The organism is Pseudomonas mangiferae (genome assembly GCF_007109405.1).
Classification (GTDB): Bacteria; Pseudomonadota; Gammaproteobacteria; order Pseudomonadales; family Pseudomonadaceae; genus Pseudomonas_T; species Pseudomonas_T mangiferae.
In genome coordinates this window covers 1-12,631 of record NZ_VJOY01000013.1, presented here as the reverse complement: position 1 = coordinate 12,631, position 12,631 = coordinate 1, and the positions used below count along the sequence as shown (strand labels likewise).

6 protein-coding genes are annotated in these 12,631 nt (G+C 69.9%); 5 read left to right on the top strand and 1 reads right to left on the bottom strand.

Features of this window, described 5'->3' with window-relative positions:
• Positions 1-7: 7 nt before the first annotated feature.
• From FM069_RS16680 to FM069_RS16660, 5 genes are all read left to right on the top strand, one after another.
• Positions 8-865 carry a protein-glutamate O-methyltransferase gene (locus FM069_RS16680; RefSeq protein WP_143489506.1) on the top strand — a complete coding sequence of 286 codons (858 nt, stop codon included), beginning with the start codon at positions 8-10 and terminating at the stop codon, positions 863-865.
• A 24-nt stretch (positions 866-889) separates the two neighbouring features.
• Entirely contained in the window at positions 890-9,466 is an 8,577-nt protein-coding gene (locus FM069_RS16675; RefSeq protein WP_143489505.1) for an Hpt domain-containing protein, read from the top strand.
• A complete protein-coding gene (locus FM069_RS16670; RefSeq protein ID WP_143489504.1) occupies positions 9,463-10,482 on the top strand; it encodes a chemotaxis protein CheB in 1,020 nt (339 codons plus the stop codon). The genes FM069_RS16675 and FM069_RS16670 overlap by 4 nt, the downstream gene beginning before the upstream one ends.
• A gap of 32 nt (positions 10,483-10,514) precedes the next feature.
• Positions 10,515-10,985, top strand: a complete 471-nt coding sequence (locus FM069_RS16665) for a chemotaxis protein CheW (protein ID WP_143489503.1) — start codon at positions 10,515-10,517, stop codon at positions 10,983-10,985.
• Between the two features lie 279 nt (positions 10,986-11,264).
• Positions 11,265-11,795 carry a ferritin-like domain-containing protein gene (locus FM069_RS16660; protein WP_143489502.1) on the top strand — a complete coding sequence of 177 codons (531 nt, stop codon included), beginning with the start codon at positions 11,265-11,267 and terminating at the stop codon, positions 11,793-11,795.
• A 59-nt stretch (positions 11,796-11,854) separates the two neighbouring features.
• Here FM069_RS16660 and FM069_RS16655 read toward each other — a convergent pair whose 3' ends face one another.
• A complete protein-coding gene (locus FM069_RS16655) occupies positions 11,855-12,574 on the bottom strand; it encodes a 16S rRNA (uracil(1498)-N(3))-methyltransferase (RefSeq protein ID WP_143489501.1) in 720 nt (239 codons plus the stop codon).
• Positions 12,575-12,631: the final 57 nt, after the last annotated feature.

The following is a 12,631-nucleotide window of genomic DNA, read 5'->3' as shown; positions in this document are numbered from 1 at the left end:
GCACGGCATGCAGCCAAGCGGCGTCTGGGCCTTGAAACCCCTGGCGGACATGTCCGCGGCGGAGTTCCACGACTGGCGCACGCTGCTGGAGGACCGCATCGGCGTGGTGATCGGCGAGCAGCGCCGCTCGTTCCTGCAGACCAACCTGCGCACGCGCATGCGCGAACTGGGCATCGACGACTACCGTAGTTATTACCGCCAGGTCACCGACGGCCCGCGGGGCGCGGTGGAATGGTCGACGTTGCTGGATCGCCTGACCGTCCAGGAAACCCGTTTCTTCCGCCATCCGCCGTCGTTCGAGGTGCTCGACGCGTACCTGCGTCAGCGGGTCGAGGCGGTGGCGCAGCGGCCCTGGGCCTTGTGGAGCGTCGGCTGTTCCAGCGGCGAGGAAGCGTATTCCCTGGCCATGGTCGCCGCCGAGGCATTGCGTGGCAGCGAGTGGCCGGAGCGTTTCGGCGTCACCGGTACCGACATCAGCCTGAGCGCGCTGAACAAGGCGCGCGACGCGTTCTACGGGGCGCGCCGGCTGGAAGCGATGGACGCGGCAGTGGCCGAGCGCTATTTCCGCCCGATGCAGGGCGGGTTCAAGGTAGTACCCGATCTGGTCGCGCGAGTGTGTTGTGCGCGACTGAATGTGCTGGACCTGGCCAAGGCGCCGATGTCCGGCATGGACGTAATTTTTTGTCAGAACCTGCTGATCTATTTTCGTCGCTGGCGTCGCCGCGAGATCCTCAACCGCCTGGCCGAGCGCCTGGTGCCTGGGGGCCTGCTGGTGATCGGGGTGGGCGAAGTGGCCGGTTGGCAGCATCCGGACCTGGAGCCGGTGGCCGACGAGCGGGTTCTGGCGTTTACCCGGAAGGGGTAGCTCAAGGTGAACAGTGGAGTCGCAATGGGTGATCGGCACGATTATGTCGCCCTGGAATGGGTCAAGGGTGAGATCGCGGAAACCCTGAAACAGGCCCGTCAGGCCCTGGAGGCGTTCGTCGAGAACACCCAGGACCCGACCCGCATGCGTTTCTGCCTGACCTACATACATCAGGTCCACGGCACGCTGCAGATGGTCGAGTTCTACGGCGCGGCCCTGCTCGCCGAGGAGATGGAGCAGCTCGCCCAGGCGTTGATGGACGGCCGCGTGGCGAACCAGGGCGAAGCCCTGGAAGTGATGATGCAGGCCATCCTGCAACTGCCGGTGTACCTGGATCGCATCCAGACTGCGCGCCGCGACCTGCCTATGGTGCTGCTGCCGCTGCTCAACGACCTGCGCGCCGCCCGTGGCGAGAAGCTGCTGTCGGAAACCAGCCTGTTCGCCCCCGACCTCTCCGGCCAGGCGCCGGCGCTGTCCCACGAGTCCCTGGCCCAGCTGCGCACCGCGGAGCTGCCGGTGCTGCTGCGCAAGCTGCGGCAGATGCTGCAGGTGGCGCTGGTGGGGGTGATCCGCAACCAGGACCTGGCCACCAACCTCGGCTACATGGCGCGGGTCTTCGCCCGCCTCGAATCCTTGTGCCAGGAAGCCCCCCTGGGGCCGCTGTGGCAGATCGCCTCCGGCCTGGTCGAGGGCCTGGCCAACGGCAGCGTGGTCAACGGCACCTCCGTGCGCACCCTGCTGCGCCAGGTGGACAAGGAACTCAAGCGACTGCTGGACCAGGGCGCCGAGGGCATCAACCAGCCGGCCCCGGAAGAGCTGACCAAGAACCTGCTGTTCTACGTCGCCAAGGCTCCGGCCGAGTCGCCGCGCATCCGCGCCCTGAAGGATCGCTACCGCCTCGACGACGCCCTGCCGGACAACGACGTGGTGGACGAGGAGCGGGCACGCCTGGCCGGCCCGGACCGCGACGCCATGCGCTCGGTGGTCGCCGCCCTCTGCGAGGAACTGGTGCGGATCAAGGACAGCCTGGACCTCTTCGTCCGCAGCGATCGCCAGGGCGTGGCCGAGCTGGATGCCCAGCTGGCGCCCCTCAAGCAGATCGCCGACACCCTGGCGGTGCTGGGCTTCGTCCAGCCGCGCAAGGTGATCCTCGACCAGATCGACGTGGTGCACAGCCTGTCCCTGGGCAAGCGCGAGCCCAGCGACGCGGTGCTGATGGACGTCGCTGGCGCGCTGCTGTACGTCGAGGCGACTCTGGCCGGCATGGTCGGCGGCCCGGCGGAAGACAGCCGCAGCGAGCAGAGCCACCTGCCCACCACCGACGTGACGCAGATCCACCAGCTGGTGATCAAGGAAGCGCGCAACGGTCTGGAGCAGGCCAAGGACGCGATCATCGAGTTCATCGCCTCCCAGTGGAACCACGAACACCTGGCCCGGGTGCCGAACCTGCTGACCCAGGTCCGCGGTGGCCTGGCGATGATCCCCCTGGCCCGTGCCGCGGCCCTGCTGGAAGCCAGCAACCGCTACATCCAGGAAGAACTGCTGGTGCGCAAGGTGGTGCCGGACTGGCAGAGCCTGGACACCCTGGCAGACGCCATCACCTCCGTCGAGTACTACCTGGAACGCCTGGCGGAAGACCACGCGACCCAGGGCGACCTGATCCTGGACGTCGCCGAGGACAGCCTGCGGGCCCTGGGCTACGGCCTGGAGCCGACCCCGTCGATCCTCGACGCCGAGGACGACGAGGCCCTGGCGCCCCTGGCCGACCCGCTGCAGGACCTGGAAGTGCTGGCCGCGGAAGAGGACGAGCTGGAGCAGCCGTTGGCCGCTCCCGAGGAACAGGACGCGCCGTTCCCGGACGAGCGCCTGGACGAGGCCGCCGGCCTGAGCCTGGACGCCCTGGAAGCGCCCGCCGCCCACCAGCCGACGGTGGAAGATGCCGCCCTCGAGGAATCGGCGGGCGGGTACAGCCTCTTCGAGGACACGCGCCCCGAGGACGCAACGGATGCAACTGCAGCGGATGCGACAGTGCCCGACGCGGCGGCGCCCGACGCATCGGCGTTCGACCTGGATACCTTCAGCCTGGACCTCCCCTCCGAGGGCGCGGCTTCCGATGAGCCGGGGTCGTCCCTGGACGACCCCTGGGACCTGTCGGACGTGGCCTTCGAGCCGCCGGCCGAGCCCACCGCCGAGAGCTGGGCGCCGACGCCCGAATGGGACCTGGCGCCGCTGGACGAGCCGACCCCGGACACCGAGCGGCTCGACCTGACCCTGGAGAGCCCGGAGCCCCTGGCGCCACTGCCTACCCTGGACACCACCCAGGACGTGCCCCTGGACGAAGGATTCGTCCTGGAAGAACTGAGCTTCGACAGCCTGGAAGACGCACCCCAGGCCCTGAACGAGGCGGAGATCGCCGCCCTCGACCTACCCGAAGTCGAGCTGCCCAGCGCACCGCCGGAGCCCGTGGCGCCGGAGACCCCGGTGGAACGGCCGCTGTCCATGGCCGACGTGATGGCCGCGCCGGTGCAGCCCATCAACCCGCCTGCCCGCGACGTGCCGCCGAGCCTGCTGCCGCCGCCGGCCGGCGAGGAGCCGGTGGACGAGGAACTGATGGAGGTCTTCATCGAGGAGGCCACCGAGGTCCTGGAGACCATCGGCGAGTACCTGCCGCGCTGGAAGGCCGACCCCGAGGATCGTGAGGCCCTCACCGAAGTCCGCCGCGCCTTCCACACCCTCAAGGGCAGTGGCCGGATGGTCCGCGCCCTGGTCATCGGCGAACTGTCCTGGTCCATCGAGAACCTGTTCAACCGCATCCTCGACCGCAGCATCCAGCCCAGCGTGGCGCTGCACGACGTGGTGGACGGCGTGGTCGCCCTGCTGCCGGAACTGGTGCAGGAGTTCGCCGACAAGGCGCAGCGCCAGCGGGACGACGTCGACCGCCTGGCGGCCACGGCCCACGCCCTGGCCCGCGGCGAGACTCCGCCGGACTTCGACGGCCCGCCGCCGTCCCCCGTCCCGTCCCCCGACGACGCCCCGGCCGCGGACACGCCGGCCCCGGCCGAAGCGGACGACACGCCCCGCGCCGAGGCCGATGCCGCGCCCCAAGGCTCGGTCGACGGCGTTGCCGAGCCGTCTGTCGAGGCCAGCGCCGCCGACGACGAACTCGACCCGCAGCTGCTGGAGATCTTCCGCAACGAGGCGGAGAACCACCTGGACACCCTGGTGGGCTTCCTCGCCGACTGCGCCCAGCGCCTGCCGCAGCCGGTGACTGATGCCCTGCAGCGCGCCCTGCATACCCTCAAGGGCAGCGCGCACATGGCCGGCATCCTGCCCATCGCGGAGATCGCCACGCCGCTGGAGAAGATGGCCAAGGAATTCAAGACCAACCTGATCCCCATGGACCTGTCCGAGGCGGAGCTGCTGCACGATGCCGAGCAGTTGTTCCGGCTGGGCCTGGACCAGCTGGAGCACCACCCGCTGGCCACCATTCCCGGTACCCCCGAGCTGCTGGCGCGCATCCAACGCCTGCACCAGGAGCGCCTGGAGAGTGCCGAAGCCGCGCGCCTCGGCGAACAGGGCGAGGCCCGCGACCCGCAGCTGATTTCCATCTTCCTCGCCGAGGGCATGGACATCCTGCTGGACGCCGGCGACCTGCTGCGCCGCTGGCGCGAGCACCCGGCGGAGCGCCAGGAACTGGGCGCGCTGCTGGAAGAACTGGCAACCCTCGGCCGTGGCGCCGAGATGGCCGAGCTGCCGCAGATCGAAGGCCTGACCAGCGCCTTGCTGGACCTCTACGGGGCCGTTGAAGGCGGCCGTCTGGCGGTCAGCGAACGCTTCTTCGACGAGGCGGAAGCCGCCCACGAAGCCCTGATCAGCATGATGGACCAGGTCGCCGCCGGCCTGCAGGTCACGCCCCAGGACGAACGTGTCGTGGCCTTGCGCGCCTTGCTGGACGAGGCCCTCGATCCGGCGGCCCTGGCGCTGCTGGAGCCGGACTCCGGCCTGCAGGTAGAGGAGCTCGACCTGGCGCCGGCGCCCGTCGAGACCTCGGAAATCCCGGGCGTCGCTACGTCGGGCGTCGCCACGTCGGACGTCGCTACACCGGACGTTTCCACACGGTCTCACGCCGTCCCGGAACTGGACGAGGAGATGGTGGAGATCTTCCTCGAGGAAGCGGTGGACATCCTCGACAGCGCCGGCCAGGCCCTGGAGCGCTGGCTGGGCGATCCCGACAACCGCCTGGTGCTGTCCTCCCTGCAACGGGACCTGCACACCCTCAAGGGCGGTGCGCGGATGGCCGAAATCCGCCCGGTGGGCGACCTGGCCCATGAGCTGGAGTCCCTCTACGAGGGCCTGGTGGACCATCGCTACAGCCATTCGCCGGCGCTTGCCGACCTCCTGCAACGCAGTCACGACCGCCTCGCCGTCTTGCTGGAAGACCTGCAGGCCGGCCGCCCCTTGGTCGACCCACGAGACCTGATCGACGCGATCCATGCCTTCCGCCTGGGGGGCTCCCTCCCTTTTCCGGCGGCGGCCGCGCTCCCTGAGTCCGCCCGCGGACCCCAGGCGGATGCCCGGCCGCATTCCCTGACCGAGCCGGGCGACCTCACCGCCGCCGACGAATCCCCGGCGCCGCGGATCGAGCCCTACGAACCGGCGATCCTCGACGACCTGCCACTGCCGGAAGAGGATGCGCCGGCCGCCGAGCCGGAGCTGCCGAGCGACGAGCGCGCCGTGGCCGAGGCGGAGATCGCCGAGGTTCAGGCCGACTCGCCACCCGCGCGCCCGGATCTGCCGGGCCTGGATGAGCTGCCGGTGCTGGACGGGGAACCGGGCCAGCCCGATCCCCGCGACCTGGCCACCGACACGACCCTCGATGAAGTGGCCGACGATCCGCTGATCGCCGATTTCGCCACATTCGAGCAGGAGGCTGCGTCGGTCGACGCCGATGCCCTGCCGATCCTGGAGGAAGAAGAGGGTGAGACGGCTGCTGACCGGGACGCTGATGCCTCTTTGACTTCCCGGGACGAGGGCGACGTCGTCCTTGCTGACGAGGCCTTCGAGGAGCCGTCGCTGCTGAGCGAGCCGGACTCCCTGGACTTCGATGTCCCTGCGTTGGAGTTGGACGAGCATTCGGACCCCGAGGCCGCCGATGAGCCGGCGGCCCAGGCTGGGTCGGATGACCCGCAGGCAGGGGAGACAGGCGACGAGTTGGTGTCCCAGCAAGGCGATATCGCACCGGCCGGGCTCACCGACGATGCCCTCGAACGGGATGACTCGGACCTGGGCGCCCTCGAGGCGACCGCTTCCGATGAGCTGCCGCCGCTACCCGAGGTGGAACTCGACGAGCTGCCGGTGTTGGAGCTGGACGAGGCGGATGTGTCCGAGGCCTCGGCCGACGACGCATCCCTCGACAGTCCCGCCGATGCATCCGATGCGAATACATTCGCTGACGCTGACGCTGACGCTGACGCTGACGCTGACGCTGACGCTGACGCTGACGCTGACGCTGACGCTGACGCTGACGCCGACGCCGACGCCGACGCCGACGCCGACGCCAAGTCCCGGACCGATACCGCCGAACCGCTCGACGCCGAATTCGCGGCTTCCCCTGTCCACGATACCGACACCGACACCGACACCGACACCGACACCGACACCGACACCGACACCGATGCCGATGCCGTCGAGGCCGAACGGCCTGACCATGACGCGGAGACTCCGCAGCCGAGCATCGACCCGGAACCTCGGGCTGTATTGACCCCGGCGCCGACCTACAGTCCTGCCGAGCCGGTGCTGGATGACGACCGCGACCCGGAGCTGGTGGAGATCTTCCTGGAGGAAGGCTTCGACATCGTCGACAGCGCGGGCGCCTCGCTGCAGCGCTGGATGGAGGACGTCGACAACAGCCTGGAACTGGAAGCCCTGCAACGGGACCTGCACACCCTCAAGGGTGGTGCACGGATGGCCGAGATCCGCGAGATCGGCGACCTGGCCCATGAACTGGAATTCCTCTATGAAGGCCTGGGTAATGGCCGCCTGCGTGCCAGCCCGGCGCTGTTCGGCCTGCTGCAGGACTGCCACGACCGGCTCGCCGGCATGCTGGAGGCGGTCCGCGACCATCGCCGGGTACCCGACGGCCAGGCGCTGATCGAGGCGATCCGCCGCTTCCGCGCCAACCCCGACGAGCAACTGAGCGTCCCCACCAGCATCCACCTGCAGCCGGAAGCGCTGGCCGACCGGGACGAGGACGCCGAGGCGGATATCCTCGACATTTTCCTGGAAGAGGCCGACGACCTGCTGGAGGCCCTGGAGGGCGCCCTCGGCCGCTGGGAAGACGCCCGCGACGACGGCGCCGCGCTGGAAGACATGCAGCGCGTCCTGCACACCCTGAAAGGGGGCGCGCGGCTGGCCGGGCAGAAACGCCTGGGCGACCTCAGCCATGCCCTGGAACAACACCTCGCCGAGGCCCAGCAGCAGGGCGCGCCCTGGCCGGACAGCCTGTTCGTCGACGTGCAGACCGGCTTCGAAGGCCTGCAGGCGGAACTGGAGCAACTGCGCCAGCGCCTGGGGGAAAGCGAAGCCGAGGCCGCGTCGCCGGAGCCCCAGGCCGACGTCCCCACGCCCATGCCGTCCCTCAGCCAGCCCATCATCGCCGCCGCCAGCGAAGTGCCTGCCGAGCCCCTGGCGCCGGCCACGGTGCTGCCGTTCGTGCGCCGCGCCGAGGAAGTGGCCCAGGACGCCGCCTCCCGCCGCGCGCCCCAGGAACTGGTGAAGGTGCCGGCCGACCTGTTGGAAGGGCTGGTCAACCTGGCCGGCGAGACCTCCATCTTCCGCGGCCGCGTGGAGCAGCAGGTCAGCGACTTCAGCTTCACCCTCGGCGAGATGGAAGCGACCATCGACCGGGTGCGCGATCAGTTGCGCCGCCTCGACACCGAGACCCAGGCGCAGATCCTCAGCCGCTACCAGGCCGAGGCGGAGCGGGCCGGCTACGAGGACTTCGACCCGCTGGAGATGGACCGCTACTCCCAGTTGCAGCAGCTGTCCCGCGCCCTGTTCGAGTCCGCGTCCGACCTGCTGGACCTGAAGGAAACCCTGGCGGCGCGCAACCGCGACGCCGAGACCCTGCTGTTGCAGCAGGCGCGGGTCAACACCGAGTTGCAGGAAGGCCTGATGCGTACCCGCATGGTGCCCTTCGACCGCCTGGTGCCGCGCCTGCGGCGGATCGTCCGCCAGGTGGCCGGCGAGCTGGGCAAGCAGGTGGAATTCGTCGTCGGCAACGCCGAAGGCGAGATGGACCGCTCTGTGCTGGAGCGCATCGTCGCGCCCCTGGAGCACATGCTGCGCAACGCCGTGGACCACGGCATCGAGCCGGTCGAGGCGCGCCGCGCCGCCGGCAAGCCGGACGCCGGCACCATCCGCCTGGAACTGGGCCGCGAGGGCGGCGACATCGTTCTCGCCCTGAGCGACGACGGCGGCGGCATCCGCCTCGACGCGGTGCGCCGCAAGGCCATCGAGCGGGGCATGCTCAGCACCGACACCGAGCTGTCCGACCACGAGGTCCTGCAGTTCATCCTCGAGGCCGGGTTCTCCACCGCCGAGCGGGTCACGCAGATTTCCGGCCGTGGCGTCGGCATGGACGTGGTGCACTCGGAGGTGAAGCAGCTGGGCGGCTCCATGACCATCGAGTCCAGTCCGGGCGTGGGCACCCGCTTCCTCATCCGCCTGCCGTTCACCGTGTCGGTCAACCGCGCGCTGATGGTGCTCTCCGGCGAAGACCTCTACGCGATCCCGCTGAACACCATCGAGGGTATCGTGCGGGTTTCCCCCTTCGAGCTGGAGGCCTACTACCAGCCGGACGCGCCGCGCTTCGAGTACGCCGGCCAGGCCTACGAGCTGAAGTACCTGGGCGACCTGCTGAACAACGGCCAGCACCCCAAGCTGGTGGGCCAGAGCCTGCCGCTGCCGGTGATCCTGGTGCGTTCCGCCGAGCACGCCGTGGCGGTGCAGGTGGACAGTCTCGCCGGTTCCCGGGAGATCGTGGTGAAGGGCCTCGGCCCGCAGTTCGCCGGCGTGCCGGGGATTTCCGGCGCGACCATCCTCGGCGATGGCCGGGTGGTGGTGATTCTCGACCTGCTGGCGACCATCCGCGCCATGCACGCGCAGCTGTTCCAGCCGCTGCAACGCTCGGCCAGCATGCCGGCGCTGCCCCTGGAAGCCGAGCACGAGCGGCCGACCCTGGTCATGGTGGTGGACGACTCGGTCACCGTGCGCAAGGTCACCAGCCGCCTGCTGGAGCGCAACGGCATGAACGTGCTGACCGCCAAGGACGGGGTCGACGCCATCGCCCAGCTGCAGGAGCGCAAGCCGGACATCATGCTGCTGGACATCGAGATGCCACGCATGGACGGCTTCGAGGTGGCGACCCTGGTGCGCCACGACGAGCGCCTGAAGGACCTGCCGATCATCATGATCACCTCGCGGACCGGCGAGAAGCACCGTGAGCGGGCCATGGCCATCGGCGTCAACCAGTACCTCGGCAAGCCGTACCAGGAATCGCTGCTGCTCGAGACCATCCAGCAGTTGGCCAAACGCCCATGACCGACAAGACCGCCGCCCGCATCGCGGTGCTCGCCGATACCTCGCTGCAGCGCCACGTGCTGCAGCAGGCCCTGGCCGGCAACGGCTACCGCGTGGTGCTCAACAGCGACCCCGCGCGCCTCGACGACGAGGCCCTGGCCGCCTGCGAGGCCGACCTGTGGCTGGTGGACCTGGCCCAGTCGGAGGATTCGCCGCTGATCGACAGCCTGCTGGAGCGTGCCAGCGCGCCGGTGCTGTTCGGCGAGGGCCATGCCCCCGAGCGTCATTCCGAGCATTACCCGCGCTGGGAGCGGCGCCTGGTGGGCAAGCTCAAGCGCCTGGTGGGCGACCCCACCCAGGCGGTGGGGCCGAGCCTGCAGGCGCTGCTGGACGAGGCCCAGCGCCCGTCCCGGGTGACCCTGCCCCAGGCCCTGGCCGACAGCCCGCTGGTGGCTGGCGAGCCGGCGCGCCAGGTGTGGCTGCTGGCCGCGTCCCTCGGCGGACCGGCGGCGGTGAAGGCGTTCCTCGACGCGCTGCCCGGCGGGCTGCCGGTGGGGTTCGTCTACGCCCAGCACATCGACCCCCACTTCGAGAGCGCGCTGCCCCAGGCCGTGGGCCGTCACAGCCAGTGGCACGTGAAAGGCGTGCGCCCGGGCGACCCGGTCCGCTGCGGCGAGGTGATCGTGGTGCCCATCAGCCGCGAGCTGGGCTTCGACGAGGAGGGCCGCATGCAGGTGGGCGAGCGCCCCTGGCCGGAGCCCTACAGCCCTTCCATCGACCAGATGATGCTCAACCTCGGCCAGCACTTCGGCGAGCGCTGCGGGGTCATTGCCTTCAGCGGCATGGGCAGCGATGGCAGCGCCGCGGCGGCCTACCTGCGGCGCCAGGGCGGCGCCATCTGGACCCAGCGCGCCGACAGCTGCGTCTGTTCGAGCATGCCCGACAGCCTGCGCGAAGGCGGCTACAGCAGCTTCAGTGGCGAGCCGCGGGAGCTGGCCGCCCAACTGGTGAATCATCTGGCGACGCAGGTGGCCTGAGCCCGCCGTCTTCGCCCACAGGAACCCGTGCCATGAGCCAAGCCGTACTCGATCCCCATGCCGCCAGCACCCTTACCGGGCTGTTGGTGCCGTTGTCCGACCGCACCCTGCTGCTGCCCAACGTGGCGGTGGCCGAGTTGATCCCCTACCGTGCCGCCCAGGCCGTCGAGGGCATGCCGGCCTGGTTCCTCGGCCAGGTGGCCTGGCGCGACCTGCGCCTGCCGCTGCTGTCCTTCGAGGCTGCGTCCGGCGGCGAGACCCGGGTGGGCGGCAATGCCCGGGTGGCGGTGATCAACGCCCTGGGTGGCCGGGCCCACGTGAAGTTCATCGCCCTGCTGGTGCAGGGCATCCCGCGGGCGGTGAAGGTGGGGCCGGAGCTGGTCCGCGCCAGTGCCGAGCGGGCACCCCTGGAGCTGGACGCCGTGCAGCTGGGCGACGAGGTAGTGCGCATTCCCGACCTGGTGGCCCTGGAGCAGAAGCTGGCAGACGCCGGCCTGATCTGAGCCCGCCGTTCCCGCGCCGCGCTACCTTGGCGCGGCGCAGCTTCGTTCTCTCCCTCGCGTTCATCCCGCCTCGTCCCTGACGCCAGTTGCACCTGCCTGCGACCATTCGTCCCGACCGCCATGAGGGCGCCGGGAATCGCCGCGTCCGCGGCGCATCCGGCGTGTGTCTCCCGCGTCTCGATAAAACTTTTCTCGACCGGCGGCACTCACACCAAGGCAAGTGACGAAACCGGCCGCAGACCGGTGATTCGTACCGGATGAGTCAATGGAGAACCAAGCATGAACACGACACAGCTGACGGACGTCCAGACCCTGCGCGAGCGTGCCCGCCGGCACATCGAGAACGGGGCGGTGACCGAAGACTACCGCGCCGACCGCCCCACGGTGCTGCGCCTGCTCAACGAGGCCCTGGCCACCGAGCTGGTCTGCTACCTGCGCTACAAGCGCCACTACTTCATGGCCACCGGCCTGAAGGCCAGCGTGGCGGCCGACGAGTTCCTCGAGCACGCCGGGCAGGAACTGGCCCACTCGGACAAGATCGCCGAGCGCATCATGCAACTGGGCGGCGAGCCGGACTTCAGCCCCAACGGCCTTGAGCAGCGTTCCCACGCCGAGTACGTGGCCGGGGAAAGCCTCAAGGACATGGTCACCGAAAACCTGGTGGCCGAGCGCATCGCCATCGAGAGCTACCGGGAGATCGTCTCCTACCTGGGCAACGACGACCCCACCACTCGCCGTCTGTTCGAGGAAATCCTCGCCGAGGAAGAAGAGCACGCGGACGACATGGCGGACATCCTCGAAGACCTCTGAGTCTCGTCGTCGCCTGATCGGAAACCGGGGCCTGGCTCCGGTTTCTGCGTTTCAGGGGGTCAGAAATCGCCCCACAGGTGCTGGGCCACGCTCAGGGCCACCACCGGCGCGGTCTCGGTGCGCAGCACCCGTGGGCCAAGGCGCAGGGCCTGGAAGCCCGCCTGCCGGGCCTGCTCCACTTCCTCGTCGCCCAGGCCGCCCTCGGGCCCGATCAACAGCGCCAGGCTGGACGGCCGGGGATGGTCGCTCAGGGGCACGGCCAGGGGATGCAGCACCAGCTTCAGGTCGGCGTCCACCCGGGCCAGCCAGTCCGCCAGTTCCAAGGGCGGATGGATCACCGGCACCCGCGAGCGCCCGCACTGCTCGCAGGCGCTGATCGCCACCTGCCGCCAGTGGGCCAGGCGCTTGTCGGCCCGCTCATCCTTCAGGCGTACTTCGCAACGGGCACTGACCATCGGAGTGATCTCCGTGGCGCCCAGTTCGGTGGCCTTCTGGATCGCCCAGTCCATCCGCTCGCCCCGGGACAGGCCCTGGCCCAGGTGCAGCCGCAGCGGCGACTCGGCCAAGCCGTCCAGGCGCTCATGCAGCGCCACGCGCACCTGCTTCTTGCCCACCTCCAGTACCTCGCCGCGGTACTCGGCGCCGCTGCCGTCGAACAGCTGCACCGCGTCCCCCGCGCCCAGGCGTAATACGCGACCCAGGTAATGGGCCTGGGCCTCGGGCAGGGCGTGGTCACCGAGGGACAAGGGGGCGTCGACGAAGAAACGGGACAGGCGCATGGAAACCGTTCCGGAAACAGAGGGCGACAGTTTACCGGTTGGGGGCGGGCGTGGGGG